Origin of the sequence: Microbispora sp. NBRC 16548 (genome assembly GCF_030268985.1) — a bacterium.
GTDB classification, from domain to species: Bacteria; Actinomycetota; Actinomycetes; order Streptosporangiales; family Streptosporangiaceae; genus Microbispora; species Microbispora catharanthi.
This window is the reverse complement of sequence record NZ_BSSF01000014.1, coordinates 203,498-222,658: the sequence shown is the minus strand read 5'-3', so window position 1 is coordinate 222,658 and position 19,161 is coordinate 203,498. Positions and strand designations below refer to the sequence as shown.

The window sequence follows — 19,161 nt, the reverse complement described above, 5'->3', positions numbered from 1 at the left end:
ATTTCAGTGGCGAGATGCGCATATCCGCCCTATATCGTGCGTGCGTGGAAGATCTGATCATTTCCCGGCGCCTGCGTGTTCCCGTCGACGATGCGGGGGACGACACGCCCGGTTGGGGTGGGGTGGCTGCGCGGCAGCTCGACGCGGCGCTGCTCAGCGTCGGCTTCACGTGCTCGCGTGCGCTGCTCGACCGCCTGACCCGGCTGCCCGGCGAGCAGGTGATCGACCTTGGCGTGCGCGTCCTGGCCGTGGTCCGCCGCCTGGTCGGCGACCACGTCGAACACAACGCCTACTTCATCGACTTCCCGAAGAACGTCCCGGACACCGTTGAGTTCTGGGCGGGGCTGCTGCGCGAGGCCATGCTCGACCCGGTCGCCGCCGCCCGGCTCCAGCCGGGCATCCTCAACCTGCTGGACCTGCCGGAGTACGGCAGCTACCCGCACACCTACGCCGACCTGCTGGCCGCGCACGCCGAGCTGATCCCCCTGGCCAAAGACCGGGTGACCGTGCTGGAGCTGGGCGGAAGCCTACGGGACGAAGCACGAGAGCTCTACCTCTCGCTGGCCGGATCCGAGGTCCCGCTCGCCGCCGAGGACCTGGCCGCTCTGCGCGCGCTGGCCGCGTTCTGCGCCGACGACCAGCCCGAGCACGTCCCGGTGCGCGAGAACCGGGCCGTCATCAACGAAGTACGGCTGGCCGCCGGGCAGCCGCTGCTCGTCGACACCGTGACAGACGTGCTCCGGCTGGCCGCGCTCTGCTCCGATGGCGACGTCACTCTGGCCACCCCCAACCGCCTGCGCTCTTTCCGCCGCGCCGAACGCCGCATCCTGCTGGCCGCCCTGGACACCGTCCCCGCCGCCAAGCACGGGGACGTGCTACGCCACCGGGAGCAGTGGAAGCGGCTCGGTGAGCGGCTGCACCCCCACGAGTACCCGCAGTTTCCCCGGGCGGCCCAGGTCTTCGACGTGGCCAGGGGCGTGCGCAAGGCGGCGAGCTTCGGCAGCCGGGTCGAGGCCGCGCTGGCCGCGGGCCGTACCGAAGAGGCCGTCCCGCTGCTGGAGCACACGCCCGGCGCACTGCTGCGCCGCCTCGACCATCTGCTGCGTGCGGGTGGCGGCTCCGCCGTGCTGGAGGCGGCGGAGAGGGCCGCCGCCCGCGCCTCCGGCCGCGTGCTGCTGTCCCTGCGCGAGCACCTGCAGAACCGGCTCACTCCCGCAAACCGGGTCTTCACCAATCGGTTCGGCAGGGCATGGGCGACACCCGACACCCGTGCCCCACTCGACGAGGACGCGCTCAACCGGGTGCTCACCATCCTGGACGAGGAGATCAGCCGCCGCCTGCCCGACCCCGGCGAGTTGATCGTCGACCCCGCCGTACTCGACGTGGCGCTGCCCCTGTCGGGCAAGGCGGTCGCGCCCGGGCTCGGGACGCTGCCCCGCGGCTCGCTGTCGCCCGTGGAGGGTGAGCTGCTCCGGTTCTTCGTGCACTGGCGCCAGGCCGAGCGGCGCACCGACTACGACCTGTCCGCGCTCATGCTCGACCCCACCTACGACAACCCGACCAACATCTCGTGGACGTCCTACGCCAACGAGTTCGCGACCTACTCGGGCGACCTCACCGAGGCCCCCGACGGCGCCTCGGAGTTCATCGACGTGAGTCTGTCCCGCGCCACCAAGCCGATCATCATCCCTCAGGTCAACATCTACGCCGGGGAGCGGTTCGACGAGGCCGCCGAGGCCTTCTTCGGCTACATGACGAGGGACGCCGCCCAGGAGGGCAGGCCGTTCGAACCGCGCACCGTGCGGATGAAGTCCGACCTGCGCGGATCCGGCCGCATCGCGCTCCCACTCGTCTTTTTGCGCGGGGACGACGATGCCTGGCGGGTGAAGTGGTTGCACCTCTACCTGTCGGGCTATCCGGCGTTCAACCAGGTGGAGGGCAACCGGGTCACCGCGTCGCTGCTCGTGCGCTCGATCGTGGAGCGGGACTACCTCCGGGTCGGTTATCTGGCCGACCTGCTGCGGGCCAAGTCCTCCACGGGCGGCCAGGTCACGTACATCGGGCTTGAGGCACCCGCGGACCTCTCGGAAGGGGCGCGTATCTACACACCGGCCACGCTGCACGAGCTGATCCCGGCCTGATATCTTGCTGACCGCAAGGCCATGGGAGAGCTTCCTTCTCACCTCTTTTGGAACCGGTCTGCCCGTACGGGCGCCGGTCTGGATCTAGTTCTCCCGCTTTCCTTGCGCTCCGGCGGGTGAGGCCATTCGGAGGCTTCCTTCTAAAATCCTGGTTCGATTCCAGGTGGGTCCGTAATGGGCCTGCTGGTATATCCAGCTTCCGAGCCCTCCTCACCCGCCCGGCCGGCGAGCCGCGCCACAGCAGGGTCTTCGCCCCCCGTTTCCTGATCGTGCTTCAGCAGACAACCGAGCGACCCGCTGCAGAACTAGAGTAACGAATCAATTACGATAAGTAACATCCTGGCTACTATCCGTATCGGCGCAGATACGGTCACGCAGTGGCACTAGCCGAACACGAAGCCCTCGTCCGCCTGTTCTGCGAACGACCCGACCTCGCCGCCGACCTGCTCACGCGCTCCCTCAGAGTCCAGCTGCCCGACTACGACTACGCAGGCCTCGAATCGGCTGATCTCACCGAGGTCACACCCACCGAACGTCGCGCCGACTCGGTCATAGCCTTCCGTCGTAAGAGCCCCGACGACGAGCCTGAACCCGTCCTGGCTGTGATCGTGGAAGTCCAGCGCGACCGTGATTCGGACAAGCTCTGGTCTTGGCCGCTGTACCTCAGCAGTCTGCGCAGCCGGTTGAGATGTCCTGTCATGCTCCTGGTCGTCGCGCCCGATGCGGCGATCGCCCGTTGGTGCGCCCGCCCCATCGGGCTGGGTCACCCCGGTATGGTGCTGACCCCGCTCGTCGTCGGACCGGCCGAGGTTCCGGTGATCACCGACCCCGGCCAGGTGGCGGAGGATCTCGAACTCGCCGTACTGTCGGTGATCCATCATGCCGACACGCCGCAGGGGCCGGAGATCCTCGAAGCCCTGCTCACCGCGTTGCACAATCTCGACCGCGATCAGGCGGGTATGTACGCTGACATGGTGCGTGCGGCGCTGCCTGGGGAGATCTGGGATCACTTGGAGAAGCACTTGAAGACCGAGACCTACGAGTACCTGAGTGACTGGGCCCGCGACAACATCGCCAAAGGCAAGGCGGAAGGCAAGGCGGAAGGCAAGGCCGAAGGCAAGGCGGAGGGGCAGGCCGAGGCAATCCTGACGGTTCTGTCGGCCCGAGGCATCGAGGTGCCTGAGGACATTTCCGAGAAGATCCGGAAATGTCATGACCTCGACCGGCTGGCTGCCTGGCTGCGAGCAGCCGCCACGGTCGACTCTTCTGACGCGCTGCTCGACGGCATCTCCTGACGCCGTCCGGCGGTGACGTAGCCCCCGCTGTGCCGGGAAGGTCGCCGTCGATGCGAATCGCCGCCCGGGACGACCTCCACCCCGAAGCCCTCTGTCCGAGGGACTCCGGCAGCGCGACCAGGCCGACACGAGCCGTCGCCCAGCGCGAACGGTAGCGATCAGGCGACCGGTGACTCGGCCTACGCGCGTCAGCGGGGGACGATCGGCAGCGTGATGGACGAGTCGGGGAAGACCTTCTGGTGCTGGACGACCAGGTCCGCCTCGGTCGCCCCGACCCGCCCGGTGCCGGGGTTGCGGTCGAATCGGGGGAAGTTGGAGCTGGAGATCTCCACCCGGATGCGGTGGCCGGCCTTGAAGACCTGACTGGTGGCGACCAGATCGACGGTGAAGGTCCCGGAGGGCTCGTAGACGCGGACGATGCCGTCGATCACGCTCATCGCCCGGCCGTCCGGATACACATCCACGAGCTTGGCCGTCCAGTCCGTCGAGGCGGCCGAGGTCTCCGCGTGCAGGGTCACCGACACCGGGCCGGTCACCTCGACATCGCTGGTGAGCACGTCGGTCGAGTAGCAGAGCACGTCGGGCCGCCGCTCCACGTCGCGCTGGTCCTGCGGCCCGACGTTGGTGGGGTCGGGCAGCAGGGTCGGGCCGCCGACGGTCGGGACCGGGTCGCGCGGGTCGAAGGTGAAGGTCGCCGGCTCGGACGCCGAGGAAGGCTTGGGAGAAAGCAGGCCGCCGGTGTGCAGGTAGTAGGGGGTCTCGGCGGCGCGCTCCAGCGGCCAGGCCTCCTCGTCCCGCCAGACGTCGTCGCCCATCACGAAGATCTTCACGGCGGGGCCGGTGTCCTCGCCCTTCAGGAACGCGAGCTCCCGTTGCTCCAGGCCGATCGCCTGCCCCGAGGCGGCGGTGCCGAAGAACAGCCGTCCGGTGCCCGCGGCGCCCGGCGCGAGGTGGGACCAGGGCCCGATGACCAAAGGGCCACCCAGCCGGCGGTGGTTTTCCAGCGTCCCGCCGAGGAACAGGTCGAACCAGCCCGCCACGTGCATGACTGGCACCTCGACGCGGTCGTGGCGCAGGGTCTCGGCCAGTTCCTCCCAGTAGGCATCGCGTTCCACGTGCGAGGTCCAGTCGCGCCACCAGGGGATGCCGGGGATGTCGCCGACCGGCAGGGTGCGTGCCGCGGCGTCCTGGTCGCCCAGAACGGGAAGAACCGCGGCGAACCCCGCGCCGACGTCCTCGCCCGCCTCTGCGGCGTGCAGCAGGCCGAGCATCGTCTGGAAGGCACCCCAGTTGAGGGCCGACCCCAGCGCGAACGCGCCGCCGTGATACTTCAGGCCGTCGTGGAAGTCGTGCGGCGTCATCGAGGCGACCACGGCCTTAAGTCCGGGCGGGCGCGTCGCCGCCGCCTGAAGCGCGCACCCGGCGAGGTAGGACATGCCGCTCATCACGACCTCGCCGTTCGACCAGGGCTGGGAGGTGATCCAGGTGATCGTGTCGTGGCCGTCTGCGCCCTCGTCCGCCCACGGCCGGAACTCGCCGTCGCTGCTCCCGCGCCCCCGGCAGTGCTGCAGCACCACGGCGAAGCCGGCCCGCAGCGCGGGCGTCACCGGCGCCATCCGGAACGAGTCCTCGCCGTACGGCGTGCGCGTGAGCAGCGCCGGGAACGGACCGCCGTCGGCCGGCCGGTAGACGGTGCCCCGCAGGATGGTGCCGTCCCGCATCGGCATCGGGACGTCGTGCTCGACGGCGACCGGAAGCGGGGGGCGGTCGAGCTTCGGCATGAGGACTCCTCAGGTCAGGGCGTAGGCGTCGTAGCGGACGGCGGTGGCCACGCGGGCGGCCGAGGCCACGGCGAGGGTGCGGTTGAGCCACAGATATCGATCGTCGCCGGTCTCGAAGCGGCAGAACAGCCGGAAGTAGTACTCCGACGGGTCCACGTCCTCGCCTCGTGCGAGGCGGCCGAGCACCTCGGGGGAGCCGTGCCGGACTCCGCTGGTGGTGATGTAGACGTGCGCGCCGTCGTGGGTGCGCAGCGTGTAGCGCGTGTCGATACTGATCATGCCGTCGGCGTGCACGACCTGCCAGTCGGCACCGCCGGGCAGCACGGTGCCCGACAGGCGGGGACCGTCGAACGCGCCGCCCACGATGTTGACCACACGGCGGTGGCCCCACTGCGAGTCGCCGAGGTCGAGCACGGGGTCGAGATCCACGCGGAACGTCGCGAGCGGTTCCAGGTTCACGACGCAGCACTCCGATCGACGCTCCAGGAGGGACGTTCGTTGATCGAGGCGGGGTCGAACCCGGCCGTGCGCTTGTAGGAGGCGGCGATCTCCGCCCGCTCCGCGTGGGGGATGACCTGCTCGATGTCGTCGAACCCGCCGGGCGCGCGTTCGTGGGCGAGCTTCATGACGATCTCCGGGCCCATCTCGCGGTTGGACAGTTGCAGCGCCGTCGTGGCCGGGCGGCGCATCTCCTCGTACGCCGCCAGGTCGCCCCGGGCGAGGGCGTACGCCAGCACCCGGGCGTCGATGATCGCCTGGGAGGCGCCGTTGGAGCCGATCGGATACATGGCGTGCGCCGCGTCGCCGAGTAGCGTGACGTCGCCGAAGGTCCAGCGGGGGAGCGGGTCGCGGTCCACCATCGGGTACTCGTACGCGGTCTCGGCTCCGGCGATGATCCCCGGTACGTCGAGCCAGTCGAAGCGCCAGCCGGCGAAGTGCCTGCCGATCTCGGCCAGGTCGGCGGGGCGGTTCCAGTTCCCCCGGTCGGGGGCCTCGCCGTCCAGGGGCCGCTCCGCGATCCAGTTGATCAGCGTGCGCTCGCCGGTCTCGATCGGATAGGCCACGAACTTCTGTGTGCCGTCGCCCGCCATGATCATGGATCGACCGGTCAGGAACGGCTCGCCGTAGGTGACGCCGCGCCACAGGACCAGGCCGTTCCACGGCGGCGGGCCCTCGCCGGGGTACAGGTGGGCGCGCACGGCCGAGTGGATCCCGTCCGCGCCGACCAGCAGGTCCTCCGTGCCGGGGCCGGTGATCCGGCTGCCGGTCCGCACGGCGTCCGGGCCCAGCCGCTCCACCACCGCCTTGAGCAGGAGCATCTGCAGCCTTCCGCGGTGGACGGAGTACTGCGGCCAGGCGTAGCCCGCGGCCAGTCCCCGGGGCTCGGACCAGATCGGCGTGCCGTAGCGGTTGAAGTAGGCCAGTTCGGCCGTGGCCACGCCGATCTCCGCCAGCCGGTTGGCCAGTCCCAGCTCGGTCAGCTCCCGTACGGCATGCGGGAGGAGGTTGATCCCGACGCCCAGCGGCCCGATCTCGGGGGCGGCCTCGTGCACGGTCACGTCCTCGAACCCGGCCGCGTGCAGGCTGAGCGCGGCGGTCAGCCCGCCGATGCCCGCTCCGGCGATGACGATGCGCACAGGCGCCTCCGGAAGAACGAAGTTGTTATGGCCGTAACAATATTCAGGACACCCCTGCGGCTACGCAAGACTTGAGCGGTGAACAGCGAGCCCGACACCCGGCCGGACCTCGGCGTGGACGTGCCGCCGGACCTGCGCTACGCGGCCTACGCGCGCGAGCGCCTGGCGGCCATGACGCCTCCGGCCGACGTCGAGGCGTTCGCGCTGGCCTACCACCTGCTCCAGCTCGCCTACCTGCTGGTCACCGACCTGGAGACCCGCATCCACCGCCCGCGCGGCCTGACGCTGCCCGGTTTCCGGCTGATGTTCAAGCTCTGGCTGCTCGGCCCCACCCAGCCCGTACGGCTCGCCGAGATCTCCGCCATGTCGCGGTCCGCGGTGACAAACGCCGTCAACACCCTCGAACGCGGCGGCCTGGTCGAACGCCGGCCGGTGCCGGAGGACGGCCGCGCGGTGGTCGTCGCGCTGACCGCGGCGGGCGAGGCGGCCGTGCGTGAGGCCTTCGCCGAGCAGACCCGCAGGGAACGGGAGTGGTTCGCCTGCCTCGGCCCCGCCGAGCGCGAGCAGATGACCGCCCTGCTGGCCCGGATCCTCCACAGTCGGCCGGCGGATCTTCCATAGGACGAACCGGGGCAGTCGCCCAGAAGCTACGCGTACAGTTCTCGCAGGCGTCCCCGGGGGCGGGACGCGCCCGCTTCACCGTGAGGACCGCACCAGTGGCCGTTTCCGAGCAGTTCCCGCCGTTGGCGGCGCCGGACGCCGACGCCGCAGCCGAGGACGAGCCCGGCGGCGCCGATCCGGACCCGTTCCCCGGCGACACGCACTGGTACGACCTGCCGGACGACGACGCCGCGCCGGAGGAGGGCGAGCCCCTCTCTTGGGGAAGGCGCCTGTGGCGCGCGCTGGGGCGGCGCTGAAGCGCCTCGGGGGCGGGTAGCAGCCCGCGGTCTGGGCTGTCCGGCACACGGGAGCGGGGCTGCTCACCCTGCCCGATAACGACGGCGTAGCAGGAGCCCGGCGAAGGCGGCGAGGGTGATCACAAAACCGGTGAGCACGTACATCCGCCCGTCCGGCCCGGCCTCGCCGCCGCCTCCGGTCGCGGCCCCGCCTACCGGGGTCGTGTCCACCTCCTGCGCCGCCGTGATCTCCTCGTCAACGTCGTCTTCGTCCGATGCGGCGGCCGTCACGGTGGCCGTGACGGTCCGGGTCGGCTTCGGGCTCATGGTGGCGTCGTCCGGAGTGGGAGTGGTGCTCGTCTGACCGTCCTGGGCGACGATCAGGGTAGAGGTGGTCAGGGCAGCCGCGTTCTGCACCTCGCACTCGATCACCGGTGTCGTGGGTGAGGGTCCGATGTTGATGGCCGCCGGCCGCACTTTCGCCGTGCCCGGCTTGGACGAGGTCGTCTTCAGGCTGACGGCCTCCGGAATCGGAATGGTCTGTCCGGCGGCGACGCTCATGGGCTCGCTCACGCCGGTGGCCGATGTCAGGCCCTCGATCCCGGTGAGGGCCGCGTATGCGTACAGCTTGACGCCGGTCAGTCCGGCGGCCGGTGCCCGAAGTTCGCTGCCGTCGACGTACCTTCCGAGCCAGCTGATCGACATCTGCTGCCCCGCGGTGGCGTCGTCCGGCACGGTCAGCTCAACGTTGATCTTCACGTCCTGCTTCTCGGCCACGCCATCGGTGGTGCACTCGTACTCCACGATCTCGGCAACCACGCGCGGGCTCCGCTCCGTGCTGAGCGGGGCGGCGTGAGCCGGCTGGCTCGCAAGCGCCAGGCAACCCGCAAAGACGACCGAGACCACCGCATGGATACGCAACGCCGACTCCTGATGTGACGTAGGGGCCTACAGGAGACGTGGCACGGGAAAGATCGGTTGTCAGCTGTCGTCGTCCGGATCAAGCTCCTCTCAGGTTGCCCGCCTCAGGGGTGACATGAAGGAAATAGGGGAGATGCCCGGTCGGCGGATGGTGGTCCTGGCAGCGCTGGTCGCGGGTTCGCTGCTCGCGGCGGCCTCGGGAGTCTCAGCAGACACGGAGCCGTGGACAACGCGGCTCATGAACGGAAACGGCACGGGCGGCGTCAGCGCGGACCGAAGGGACATCACGGTCTGCGATCTGGAGGTCGACAAGGATCTCGTGGGAGCCGAGTACGAGACGACGATGGGCGAACGATCAACGCGCAGGCGGGCCTGGGGCGGCAGTGCGTAAGCGACTCGGTCTTCTTCGGCCGCATCCGATCGGTGATGCTCTGCCACGGTCCCGACGTCAATCCCGAGGGAGGCTCCTTCAGGTGGTGCGACCCCCGCACCACCTTCTGATGCCGTCGCACTGCGACAGCCGTACGACCCCAGTCATGCCGACAGAGCATTGATTCAGGAGAGCGGGCGCCTTGCCCCCGTGCCCGCCGCCAGCGCTTCGGGGGCTACGTCACCGACGATGTTGCCTACGCGCCCGAGCCGTTCGACGCCCGCCACCACTGGTCAGGATCTTCGCGATCGACCTGGTCGGCGAGCTTGTCCGCACTGGGCGCGTTTGAGGAGGTGGAGCGCAGCCGCCGCGACACTGTCGTGCTGTCGGATCGCTGACGACCGGTGTCCCGGAGAATTCTTCAAAGAAGTCCGGGAGGCGGTGTCGGATCGGGGCCGTGGTGTTCGTAGCACTGGTGAGACCGCCCGCAAGGGGGCGGCGCCAAGGCAAAGGAAGCGCGATCATGAAGCTGACCACCATGACTCAGGTCACCATCGATGGAGTGATGCAGGGAAACGGCGGTGCGTCGGACGAGGACCGCAGGAACGGATTCGAGCGCGGCGGATGGGCCCGGGGGAAGGGTGACGACGAGACCAGGACGTTCATCACGCAGACCTACCAGCGCGCCGAGGCGTTCCTGTTCGGCCGGCGCACCTACGAGCTGTTCGCCGGCTCCTGGGGATCAATCGACCAGACACATCCCATTGGCGTGGCCTTGAACGAGGCCCCCAAGTACGTTGCCTCGACCACGCTCACCGCGCCGCGTTGGGAGAACACGACCCTTCTCCGCGGTGACCTCGCGACGGCCATCAGTGAGCTGAAGGCCAAGCCCGGGGGTGAGCTGCAGGTGCACGGCAGTGGCGCCCTGACCCGGTGGCTGCTGGAGAACGACCTGGTCGACGAGATGACTCTGATCGTGATCCCGGTGATCCTCGGCCAGGGCGCGAGACTGTTCCCGGAGACCGGTCCCGATCTTGCGCTCGACCTGGTCGAGTCGCGCGTCGACTCGAAGGGCGTGACGATCCAGGTCTACCGGCCGGTCGGGCGCCCGCGGTATGCAAGGGCCTGAAGTCCCTGACCACCGAACCACACTGTCTGACACCACAGGAGATGGTCTTCAGATGCGGTACCTCGTTTCCGTGATCGACGACAAGAGTGATCCCGGCAGCACGGACAGGCGGCCTGCCATCAGCGCGTTCAACGAACGACTGATCGCCGAGGGCTACTGGGTTTTCGCGGGCGGACTCGCGGACACCGACGCGGCCACGGTCATCGACAACCGGGGCGAGCAGGCGGTGTTCAGCGACGGGCCTTTCGTGGAGTCGAAGGAGTACCTCGCCGGCGTCTGGGTGTGGGAGGCCCCCGATCTGGATGTGGCGCTCAAGCTGGCAGCCGAGGCGTCGAAGGTCTGCGATCGGAAGATCGAGGTGCGGCCGTTCCTGTGAACAGGATCGACGCCCGCGAGGCGATCACCCGGGCCCACCATGAGGAGTCCGCCGCACGATCTCCCCGGCCCGGCCCATGCCCCGGGCGTCGGACGAGGGTGATGCTGATGAGGCCGAGCATGGATGGTGCGGCCCTCCAGCACAGCGAGCGCGTCCTCCACCGACAGGCACTCGTTGAGGCCGTCGGTGCGCAGGGCGACCTGGACGTCGTACTACCGATGGACATCGCGCACGCCCAGCACCGCGTCGATGACGACGACGTTGCTGATCACCACGTCGCAGGTCTCGCGGACCGGCGCGGCCGACAGATGCGAGCCGTCGCGCGCCCGCCCTGACCGTCCACGGCGACCGGCGCGTCACCGCCTGCGTGAAGCCGTCGTCAGCTGGGCTGCCACAGCTCGATTCGATTGCCCTCAGGATCGGTGACCCAGCCGAACCGGCCCACACCCTCCATGTCCTGAGTCTCCCCGGCCACGTCCGCTCCCTTGGCGCGCAATTGCGCGAGCATCGCATCCAGGTCGCGGACACGGAAATTGAGCATCGTCTGCTGGGCGCGGGCGCCGAAATACTCGGTCTCCGACTCGAAAGTCGCGAACACCGTCACCCCGGCTTCCTGACGCCACATGCCGTTCTCATCGGCGTCCAGGCCCAGGCAATCGCGATACCAGGCACCCAGGGCCACCGGGTCGGCGGCCCGCATGAAGTATCCGCCGATTCCAAGCACACGCTCCATGCCGCCATCCTGCCAGGACCATGATCGCCCGCTGCACGCCTCGTCTCGATAGCGGGGAAGTCGTTATCTTCGCGGCTCACCGAGCCTCCCGCGCAGTCACCGGCCTGCTCGGCGTCCTTCAGGCGGTGACCTGGTCGAGAAGTTCGAGCAGGTGGTGGTAGGTCTTCCCGGTGGCGCGGGTCATGCCGATCTCGCAGGTGCGGTTGACCGACGCGTGGGCGGCGAAGCCGCCCTCGGCCACCGAGGCGGCCTCGGCACGGGTGGCGGAGGCGGTCAGTTCCGGGTGCAGCAGCCCCCGGTCGCCGGCGAAGGCGCAGCACTGCCAGCCGTCCGGAACGACGACCTCCTTCGCCACCGCCCCGGCCACCTTGGCGATGGCGGCATCGAGGCCGAGCCGGACGGACGAGCAGGTCGGGTGCAGGGCGAGCGAGGTCAGCCTGCGGTCCTCCGGCGGCTGCGGCAGCCGCGGCAGGACGTGTTCGGCCACGAAGGTCACGGCGTCGAGCACCCGGACGGCGGGGGAGGCCGCCGTGGGCCGCTCGGATCCCGCGGCGGTCAGCCGCTCGAACCCTTCCGTGCAGGAGGCGGCGTCGCTGACGACCGGAAGCCGGCCGCCGTCGGTCGCCGTCAGCAGCGTCTCCCGCACCCGGCGGCGCATCACCTCGTAGCCCTCGCCGAAGCCCTTGGAGGACCACGGCGTGCCGCAGCACAGGCCCCCGACGCCCTCCGGCACGTGCAGCCGCAGGCCGGCCCGCTCGGCGAGTCGCCGTACCGCGGCCATGACGCCGGGCCCATCGTCGGCGGGGGCGAACATGGTGTTGAGGCACGAAGGCACGTACACCGCGTCGGCCTCGTGACGCGGCGCGGGGCGGCGGGGCGTGCCGCCGCGCGGCAGGTCACGGCTCCACTGGGGGACGGTGTCGGGGTCGCCGACGGCGCGGGCGGCCCGGCTCGCTCCCTCGGCGAGCCCGGCCGGGGCCGCGGCGGCCGCGTCCATCGCGAGGTCCATGGCCCGGGTCACCGCGCCCCAGTGCTTCGCGGCGGTTTTCCAGCCCGCCCGCGCTGGGCGCCCGTGACGACCGGCGCGCAGGCGCTTGGTGAGGTCACCGGTGTTGATCAGTACGGGGCAGGCGGTGGCGCACATGCCGTCCACGGCGCAGGTGTCGAGGGCGTCGTAGTCGTACTCCTCGGTGAGCTGCCGGGCGAGCGCGTGGTCGCCGGCCGCCTCGGCCGCGGCGATCTCGCGGCGAAGCACGATGCGCTGGCGTGGGGTGGTGGTGAGGTCGCGGCTGGGGCAGACCGGCTCGCAGTAGCCGCATTCCACGCACCGATCGACCTCGGGCTCGACGCTGACGACGGTCTTGAGGTCGCGCAGGTGCGCCTTCGGGTCGTCGGTGAGCACGACGCCGGGATTGAGAGTGCCGGCCGGGTCGCACAGCCGTTTGATCTCCCGCATCACCTCGTACAGCTCGTCGCCGTACTGGCGGCGCACGAAGGGGGCCATGACCCGTCCGGTGCCGTGCTCGGCCTTGAGCGTGCCGCCGCGGTCGAGCACGGCGGCGACCATCTCCTCGGTGAAGTCGGCGTAGCGGTCGAGGTCGGTGCCGAAGCGCTCGTTCAGCATGAAGTGCAGGTTGCCGTCCTTGGCGTGCCCGAAGATCACGCTGCGCTCGTACCTGTGCTTCGCGAACAGCTCGGCCAGGTCGTCGCAGAGATCCGCCAGGACGGGCACGGGGACGGCCACGTCCTCCAGCAACGCCGTCGTGCCGCTGGGCCGAGCCCCGGCGACCGCGGCGTACAGGTTCTTGCGGATGCGCCACAGGGCCGCCCGGCCGGCGCTGTCCCCGCTGAGCCGCGCGGGGGCGGCGAGGTTCAGCCGGGCGAACACCCGCCCGGCCTCCCGCTCGCGTTCGGCGAGCGGTTCGGGGTCGGGCTCCTGCCACTCCACCAGCAGCGCCGCGTGATCGCGCACCTCCAGCGTCCGCAGGACGTCGTCGGCGTGCGGGTCGAGCCGGGCCACCCGCAGTGACTCGGCGTCGAGCAGCTCGACGGCGGCGGGGCCGGCCGCGACCAGCTCGGGCGTGGCGGCCATCGCCTCCCGTAGCGAGGAGAAGACCAGCAGGCCGGTCGCGGCGAGGCGGTGCGCCGGCACGGTGCGCAGCACCGCCTCGGCGACGAAACCGAGGGTGCCCTCGCTGCCGACCACCAGGTGGGCGAGGATCTGCGCCGGGCTGTCGTGGTCGAGGAAGCTGTTGAGGCCGTAGCCCATGGTGTTCTTGATGGCGAACTGCGCCGTGATCCGGCGTACCGATTCGGGGTTGCCGCGGATGCGGTCGCGCAGCCGTTCCAGGCCCTCGGCCAGGGCGGGTTCGAGGGCGCGCAGCCGGGCGTCGGCGTCGGGCGCGCCGGTGTCGATCACGGTGCCGCTGGGCAGCACCAGGACCATCGACTCCAGCGTCCGGTAGGTGTTGGCGTGGGTGCCGCAGGTCATCCCGCTGGAGTTGTTGGCCACCACCCCGCCGATCGTGCACGCCGACTCACTGGCCGGGTCGGGGCCCAGCCTGCGGCCGTAGGCCGCGAGGCGGGCGTTGACCTGCCGCAGCACGGCCCCGGGCTGCACCCGCACCCGCTCGCCGTTGTCGAGGACCTCGATGCCCCTGAAGTGCCTGCGGGTGTCGACCAGCAGGTGGCCGGTGACGCCCTGCCCGGACAGGCTGGTGCCGCCGGAGCGGAAGGTCAGCGGCAGCCCGGTCCGCATCAGCGCCGCCACCTGCGCGGCGCTTTCCGGCACCACGACGGCCTGCGGGGTCAGCAGGTAGTGCGAGGCGTCGTGCGCCATGCCGAGCCGGTCACTCGCCCGCGCACGGGTGATCCCCGGGACGGCGGCCTCCACCGCCGCCAGTACGGCGGGGTCGGACGGCGCCGGCCGTCGCGGTTCTGCATGGGTTCCGGCATCGGTAAGGCTCATGATCTCAACGCTTCCGTCCGGAGGCGCGATGCGCCCCCTCTATCGCCGAGGGTCGATGTGGATCTTCGGGCCCGGACCCGCGCCGGCCGGGCGGCGCCCCGCCAGCACGCCGGCGGCGTCGTCCAGGCCGACGGTCGCGGCCACGAGCGGGCGGGCGTCGACCGACCCGTCCGCGTACGCCTCGATGGTCCCGGCCAGACCGGCCGATCCGCTGAGCACGCCGACGGCGGTGACGTCCCTGAACACGAGCTCGCGGGTGTCGATGCGGCTGGGGGACCCGGCGAGACCGATATAGACTACCCGGCCCGCGGGCCTGACCAGGTCGAGCGCGAGCGCCGGCAGGTCCGCCGCGTTGGACGCGTCGACCACGGCGTCCCACGGCAGGGGCGGCAGTGACGCCCGGGTCCACGCGCCCGCGAAGCCGAGGTCGCGGGCCAGGAGGAGCGTGGGCTCGTCGCGGCCCATCAGATGCACCTGCGCGCCCCGCGCCCGCGCGAGCAGCGCGACGAGCAGGCCGATCGTGCCCGTGCCCAGCACCAGCAGCCGATCACCGGATTGCAGGGCGGCGCCGCGCACCGCACGCAGGGCGTTGCCACCGGGTTCGACCAGCGCGCCCATCGTCGCGTCGATCGTCTCGGGCAGCGCGTGCAGCGCCCCCGCCGGTACGGCGAGCCGCTCGGCGAGCGCCCCGGGGAAGCCCTTGCGAATGCCGATCTCGGCACGGTCGGGACAGACGTGGTGCAGTCCGTCGCCGCAGAGGCGGCAGCGCCCGCAGCCGAGCTGGGTGTCGCCGGTGACGCGGCGGCCGAGCCAGCGGGGGTCGACGCCCTCCCCGAGCGCCGTGACGACGCCGCACCACTCGTGGCCGGGGCGCAGCGGATACCACGCGTGGCCGGAGTGCAGATAGCTCATCTTGCCGGTGAACAGCTCCACGTCGGTGCCGCAGACGCCGACCCGCTCGACGTCGACGACCACCTGCCCGGGCGCCGCGATCGGCGGCTCGAGGTCCGCGACCTCGGCCCTGCCGGGGCCGGTGACGACCAGTGCCCGCACTACCGGGAGAAGGGGAGGGGCGCGACGGCGCCGATGCGGGTGAGGGGCAAGGTGCTGTCTCCTTGACGGGGATCGGGGCTCATGATCGAGGCGGCACCCAGTAGGGCGTCGCCAGGCCGCGTACGCCCACTTGGGCGGTGAACAGGTGCCCGGACCCCGGGTGTTCGGCCGGATCGACGCCACTGGCGGACGTGGTGATGACGAGGACGTCGAGATCCGGTCCGGCGAAGGCGGGGCAGGTGACGTTGGGCGCGCCGACCTCGACCGTGGCGAGCAGGCGCCCGCCGGGATCGCGGCACTCCACCCGGCCGCCGCCGAACACCGCGATCCACAGGTTGCCCTCGGCGTCGGCGCACATCCCGTCGGGCATGCCGTCGGTGAGCCTGAACAGCTCCCGCCGCGGCCCGGTCCGTCCTGTGGCGGGGTCGTAGTCGCGCTCCCACACCACGTGCGGCGTGCTGTCGATGCTGTACATGCGGTCGCCCGCGGGGCTCCAGGCCAGGCCGTTCGACAGGGTCAGGTCGTCGTCGAGGCGGACGCAGGTCGTGCCGTCGAGGCGGACCAGCAGCTCCTGGCCCTCCCGGTCGTCCAGCGCCATGCTGCCGATCAGGAAGCGCCCGGCCGGGTCCACGGCGCCGTCGTTGAGCCTGCTCGGCACGCCGGGAGGCAGCACCCGGGCGAGCTCGGTGCGGCGGCCTGCGGTGTCGACCCGGGTGAGGACCTCGCGCTCGGCGACGACGAGCTCTCCGCCGGCGGAGACGGCGACCGCGCCCACGGTGTTGCCCACCGTGTTGCCCGCCGCGCCCCCCGCCGTGCCGCCGAAGGTGTGCGCCGTTGTGGCGGCGACGGCGCCGGTCGCGGGGTCGAGCCGTCCTTCGTGCACCGCCCCCGCGTCGATGTCCACCCACAGCAGGCGCTGCCTGGCGGGATCCCACACAGGGCCCTCGCCGAGGGCGTACACCTCGCCGGATGCCTGGGTGGCGGTGAACTGCCTGGTCATGGCATCTCCTGTCCGGCGGGGATCGCACGGATGGACGGCAGGCCGCCGGGGACCGCCCGCGGCGGGGCGAGCGGAAGCGTGGTCATGTTCCGGATACTAGAGCCGATTTCGGGCGGGAGAAAAGGTCTTCACCGGGAGTTCGGCATCCTCACCGGCTCCAGCGGTCACCGTGTGTCCCGCGAGTCGCACCAGCGGTGTGCCACCGCGTCATCTTCAGAGATCGCGGGCGCGGAGGTAGGTGTCCAGGTCGGCGGCGCCCTTGAGCATGGCGCGGCCCCGGGCGGACAGGCGGGCCTGCCAGTCGCGCAGGGTCGACTCCAGCGGGGCGACGCCTCCGGCGGAGCGGACCTGAGCGATCAGCGGGGCGATCTGCTCCAGCAGGTAGCCGCCCCGCCTGAGCTGGTGGGCCAGCCGGACGTCGCGTACGTCGGCCGCGCTGTAGATCCGATAGCCCGTCTGCGGATCGCGGCGCGGCCGGACCAGCCCGGCGTTCTCCCATTTGCGCAGGGTGGCGGGGCGCAGGCCGAGCCGTCCGGCCAGGGGGCCGATGAACGTGTCGCCGCGTTCCTGCGGCACGGGCGCCAGATCGCGCAGCGCGGCCTCGACGGCCTGGAGGGTGCGACGGTCGTCGAGGAGCCGGGCGTGGCTCTCGTCGACGAGCCGCAGCGCGTCCTCGATGGCGCCCCGGTTGACCGCCTGCATGATCGACGTGGCCGTCTGATGACCGTGCCCGGGCACGAGGGCGACGAACGCGCGCAGGGCCTGCGCGTGCAGCGGCGTGTAGGTGCGGTAGCCGTGGTCGGTGCGTCCGGCGGCGGGCAGGATGCCGGCGTCCTCGTAGTTCCTGATCGCCTGGGTGGACAGGCCGTGCTCGCGCGCCAGGTCAACCGGCCTCATGGATGCATCACCGATTGAAGGTCCATCGCGGTGAAAGGGGGGTTTTCGGGGAAAAGTTTACATCGAATGTTCAACGATACCGTCAAATGTATGGATATCAAGGACACGGCCCGGCCGCTCGACGGCGCGGGAGTCTCGGCGTTCCTCGGGTCGCTTCCCGCCCGGCCCCTGCTGCTCGGCCTGGGCGAGGCCAGGCACTTCGTGGGGGAGCTGGGCGAGGTGCGCAACGAGATCTTCCGGCATCTGGTCGAGCACGAGGGTTACCGGTCGTTCGCCATCGAGAGCGACTGTCTCAAGGGCCTCGTGGTGGACGACTACGTCACGACGGGCGCGGGCACGCTCGACGACGTCATGGAACGCGGCTTCAGCCACGGCTTCGGCGCGTCACCGGCCAACCGCGAGCTCGTGCGCTGGATGCGGGCGTACAACGAGGAGCATGACGAGAAGCTCCGGTTCTTCGGGTTCGACGGCCCGCTGGAGTACTGGGCGGCGAGCCCGCGCCAGGCGCTCACCGCCCTCTACGCCCTCCTCGACGGCCCGCTCCCCGGCACCGTGGTGACCGGGGAAGCCCTCGACGCTCTGCTGGGGCAGGACGACCGGTGGTCGAACGAGGCCGCGGCCATGGCTCCGTCCCAGTCGATCGGCCGGTCCGCCGACGCCCAGCGGCTGCGGCTGATCGCCGACGACCTGGTGGCGCTGCTCGAGACGCAGGCGCCGCAGCTGAGCACGGAGGACGGGGAGCGGGCGGCACTGTACGCACGCACCGCCATCGGTCTGCTCCGCTACCACTACTGGATGGCCGACGCGTCCCCGGCACGGTGGACCCGGCTGTCGGCCCTGCGGGACGCGATGATGGCCGCCAACCTGCGCGCCGTCGCCGGGCACGGCCCGGCCCTGGTCTTCGCGAGCAACCTCCACCTGCAGCGGCACAAGAGCGTGATGCCGTTCGGCGACCAGCGGCTGGAGTGGTGGAGCGCGGGGGCGATCACCGCGACGCACCTGGGCGACCGGTACGCCTTCCTGGCCTCGGCCTTCGGCACGGCCGGTGACGACACCCCGCCCCCGGACACCGTGGAGGGCATCCTGTCCACGCTCCCGTGGGAGCACTCTCTCGTCGACGCCCGCCGCCTGGCCGAGGCCGTCACGGAGCCCGCCCCGCGCGTCTCCCGCGATTTCGCCTATTTCCCGCTGGACCCGGCTCAGCTCGGCATGATCGACGGCGTCGTCTTCCTCAGGCAGGTTGTCACGCCGGGTTGACGGAAGTGCGTGCGCGTCAGGCCTGGCCGGCGCGTACGCGCATCAACCACCCCATCCGGGCCCGCGCCCTCGCCGGGGCGGGCACGTCACCTGCCCGCCGTCACGGCCTTCAGCTCGTCGAACGACTCCCGGACGATCTGCGACATATCCGGCTCGCCGGGGTCACTGATCCACTGTTCGAACGCGATCTTGAAGACGGTGATCCCGGCCTCGGCGGCCAGGCTCGCCGCCGGGTCCGCGACGCCGCGCCGCCGCAGCGTGTCGGCGAGCGCCGCGGACAACGACGCGAGCTTGATCAGCTCCCGTTCCCGGAGTTCGGCGTTGGCGGCGATGACGGTCTGCCGCTGCCGGGCGCTCTCGCGGCGCTCCTGGAACATGGCGCCGACGCTCTCGACGGCACCGGCTATCACGTCGATCGGCGCGGCGGAGTCCGGCGCGGCGGCGACGGCGTTCACGAGGTGATCCCGCAGTGTGCCCGAGCCCCAGAACAGCACCTCGCGCTTGTCGGCGAAGTGCCGGAAGAACGTGCGCTCCGTCAGCCCCGCCCGCTTGGCGATCTCCGCCACCGTGGTCTGCTCGTATCCGCGTTCGATGTAGAGCTCGATCGCCGCCTGCTCGAGACGGCCGCGCGCGTTCGGCTCCCAGCGACCCATGCCTCGGATCCTACCCCGATGACAGCGGCTGACATCAGTGCTACGTTGATGACA

Annotated in this window: 19 protein-coding genes; 9 read left to right on the top strand and 10 right to left on the bottom strand. The window is 71.0% G+C overall.

Annotation, left to right across the window (positions count from 1 at the left end):
• The first annotated feature begins 44 nt into the window (after positions 1–44).
• Positions 45–2,141: a TerD family protein gene (locus QSK36_RS33145; RefSeq protein WP_285785101.1), complete on the top strand. Its 2,097-nt coding sequence runs from the start codon at positions 45–47 to the stop codon at positions 2,139–2,141.
• 377 nt (positions 2,142–2,518) lie between these two features.
• Positions 2,519–3,436, top strand: a complete 918-nt coding sequence (locus tag QSK36_RS33140) for a hypothetical protein (RefSeq protein WP_183532836.1) — start codon at positions 2,519–2,521, stop codon at positions 3,434–3,436.
• Positions 3,437–3,624: 188 nt separating this feature from the next.
• Here the strand turns inward: QSK36_RS33140 and QSK36_RS33135 are convergent, their stop codons facing one another.
• Genes QSK36_RS33135 through QSK36_RS33125 form a run of 3 tightly spaced genes read right to left on the bottom strand, consistent with a single transcriptional unit; the run spans position 3,625 to position 6,854 of the window.
• A complete protein-coding gene (locus QSK36_RS33135) occupies positions 3,625–5,217 on the bottom strand; it encodes a CocE/NonD family hydrolase (RefSeq protein WP_285785100.1) in 1,593 nt (530 codons plus the stop codon).
• A gap of 9 nt (positions 5,218–5,226) precedes the next feature.
• A complete protein-coding gene (locus QSK36_RS33130) occupies positions 5,227–5,676 on the bottom strand; it encodes a DUF3237 domain-containing protein (RefSeq protein WP_285785099.1) in 450 nt (149 codons plus the stop codon).
• Entirely contained in the window at positions 5,673–6,854 is a 1,182-nt protein-coding gene (locus QSK36_RS33125; RefSeq protein WP_183532832.1) for a flavin-dependent oxidoreductase, read from the bottom strand. Before QSK36_RS33125 ends, QSK36_RS33130 begins: the two co-directional genes overlap by 4 nt.
• A 78-nt stretch (positions 6,855–6,932) precedes the next feature.
• Between QSK36_RS33125 and QSK36_RS33120 the strand changes: the two genes are divergently transcribed.
• Entirely contained in the window at positions 6,933–7,475 is a 543-nt protein-coding gene (locus QSK36_RS33120) for a MarR family winged helix-turn-helix transcriptional regulator (RefSeq protein WP_285785098.1), read from the top strand.
• A 95-nt stretch (positions 7,476–7,570) separates the two neighbouring features.
• The gene (locus tag QSK36_RS33115; RefSeq protein ID WP_285785097.1) at positions 7,571–7,771 is read left to right on the top strand and encodes a hypothetical protein; all 201 of its coding nucleotides are present in this window, start codon (positions 7,571–7,573) and stop codon (positions 7,769–7,771) included.
• 63 nt (positions 7,772–7,834) lie between these two features.
• Here the strand turns inward: QSK36_RS33115 and QSK36_RS33110 are convergent, their stop codons facing one another.
• Positions 7,835–8,569, bottom strand: coding sequence for a hypothetical protein (locus tag QSK36_RS33110; protein ID WP_285785096.1), 735 nt, complete (start codon positions 8,567–8,569; stop codon positions 7,835–7,837).
• Positions 8,570–8,804: 235 nt separating this feature from the next.
• Between QSK36_RS33110 and QSK36_RS33105 the strand changes: the two genes are divergently transcribed.
• From QSK36_RS33105 to QSK36_RS33090, 4 genes are all read left to right on the top strand, one after another.
• Complete coding sequence (locus tag QSK36_RS33105) at positions 8,805–9,062, top strand: hypothetical protein (protein ID WP_285785095.1); 258 nt, start codon at positions 8,805–8,807, stop codon at positions 9,060–9,062.
• 502 nt (positions 9,063–9,564) lie between these two features.
• Positions 9,565–10,170 (top strand): dihydrofolate reductase family protein, encoded by a 606-nt coding sequence (locus QSK36_RS33100; RefSeq protein WP_285785094.1) that lies wholly within the window; start codon positions 9,565–9,567, stop codon positions 10,168–10,170.
• Positions 10,171–10,222: 52 nt separating this feature from the next.
• Positions 10,223–10,546 (top strand): YciI family protein, encoded by a 324-nt coding sequence (locus QSK36_RS33095; RefSeq protein WP_183532816.1) that lies wholly within the window; start codon positions 10,223–10,225, stop codon positions 10,544–10,546.
• On the top strand, positions 10,543–10,881 hold the full coding sequence (locus tag QSK36_RS33090) for a hypothetical protein (protein ID WP_285785093.1): 339 nt from the start codon (positions 10,543–10,545) through the stop codon (positions 10,879–10,881). The genes QSK36_RS33095 and QSK36_RS33090 overlap by 4 nt, the downstream gene beginning before the upstream one ends.
• A gap of 44 nt (positions 10,882–10,925) precedes the next feature.
• On the opposite strand, the gene QSK36_RS33085 is transcribed toward QSK36_RS33090, so the two are convergent.
• The 5 genes from QSK36_RS33085 to QSK36_RS33065 all read right to left on the bottom strand — a co-directional run bounded on the left by QSK36_RS33085 (position 10,926) and on the right by QSK36_RS33065 (position 17,197).
• On the bottom strand, positions 10,926–11,279 hold the full coding sequence (locus QSK36_RS33085) for a VOC family protein (protein WP_182902205.1): 354 nt from the start codon (positions 11,277–11,279) through the stop codon (positions 10,926–10,928).
• Between the two features lie 118 nt (positions 11,280–11,397).
• Positions 11,398–14,247: an FAD-binding and (Fe-S)-binding domain-containing protein gene (locus tag QSK36_RS33080; RefSeq protein ID WP_285785092.1), complete on the bottom strand. Its 2,850-nt coding sequence runs from the start codon at positions 14,245–14,247 to the stop codon at positions 11,398–11,400.
• Between the two features lie 39 nt (positions 14,248–14,286).
• On the bottom strand, positions 14,287–15,300 hold the full coding sequence (locus tag QSK36_RS33075; RefSeq protein ID WP_285785091.1) for a zinc-dependent alcohol dehydrogenase: 1,014 nt from the start codon (positions 15,298–15,300) through the stop codon (positions 14,287–14,289).
• Positions 15,301–15,379: 79 nt separating this feature from the next.
• On the bottom strand, positions 15,380–16,300 hold the full coding sequence (locus QSK36_RS33070) for an SMP-30/gluconolactonase/LRE family protein (protein WP_285785090.1): 921 nt from the start codon (positions 16,298–16,300) through the stop codon (positions 15,380–15,382).
• A gap of 213 nt (positions 16,301–16,513) precedes the next feature.
• Positions 16,514–17,197, bottom strand: a complete 684-nt coding sequence (locus tag QSK36_RS33065) for a TioE family transcriptional regulator (RefSeq protein ID WP_285785089.1) — start codon at positions 17,195–17,197, stop codon at positions 16,514–16,516.
• Positions 17,198–17,287: 90 nt separating this feature from the next.
• On the opposite strand from QSK36_RS33065, the gene QSK36_RS33060 reads away from it, so the two are divergent.
• A complete protein-coding gene (locus QSK36_RS33060) occupies positions 17,288–18,454 on the top strand; it encodes an erythromycin esterase family protein (RefSeq protein ID WP_285785088.1) in 1,167 nt (388 codons plus the stop codon).
• An 86-nt stretch (positions 18,455–18,540) separates the two neighbouring features.
• Here QSK36_RS33060 and QSK36_RS33055 read toward each other — a convergent pair whose 3' ends face one another.
• Entirely contained in the window at positions 18,541–19,107 is a 567-nt protein-coding gene (locus QSK36_RS33055) for a TetR/AcrR family transcriptional regulator (RefSeq protein ID WP_285785087.1), read from the bottom strand.
• Between the last annotated feature and the right edge of the window lie 54 nt (positions 19,108–19,161).

Coding starts and splice junctions, on each gene's coding strand:
- QSK36_RS33135 (WP_285785100.1), bottom strand. CDS start 5,217: ATGCCGAAGCTCGACCGCCCCCCGCTTCCGGTCGCCGTCGAGCACGAC.
- QSK36_RS33105 (WP_285785095.1), top strand. CDS start 8,805: ATGCCCGGTCGGCGGATGGTGGTCCTGGCAGCGCTGGTCGCGGGTTCG.
- QSK36_RS33100 (WP_285785094.1), top strand. CDS start 9,565: ATGAAGCTGACCACCATGACTCAGGTCACCATCGATGGAGTGATGCAG.
- QSK36_RS33095 (WP_183532816.1), top strand. CDS start 10,223: ATGCGGTACCTCGTTTCCGTGATCGACGACAAGAGTGATCCCGGCAGC.
- QSK36_RS33085 (WP_182902205.1), bottom strand. CDS start 11,279: ATGGAGCGTGTGCTTGGAATCGGCGGATACTTCATGCGGGCCGCCGAC.
- QSK36_RS33080 (WP_285785092.1), bottom strand. CDS start 14,247: ATGAGCCTTACCGATGCCGGAACCCATGCAGAACCGCGACGGCCGGCG.
- QSK36_RS33070 (WP_285785090.1), bottom strand. CDS start 16,300: ATGACCAGGCAGTTCACCGCCACCCAGGCATCCGGCGAGGTGTACGCC.
- QSK36_RS33065 (WP_285785089.1), bottom strand. CDS start 17,197: ATGAGGCCGGTTGACCTGGCGCGCGAGCACGGCCTGTCCACCCAGGCG.
- QSK36_RS33060 (WP_285785088.1), top strand. CDS start 17,288: ATGGATATCAAGGACACGGCCCGGCCGCTCGACGGCGCGGGAGTCTCG.
- QSK36_RS33055 (WP_285785087.1), bottom strand. CDS start 19,107: ATGGGTCGCTGGGAGCCGAACGCGCGCGGCCGTCTCGAGCAGGCGGCG.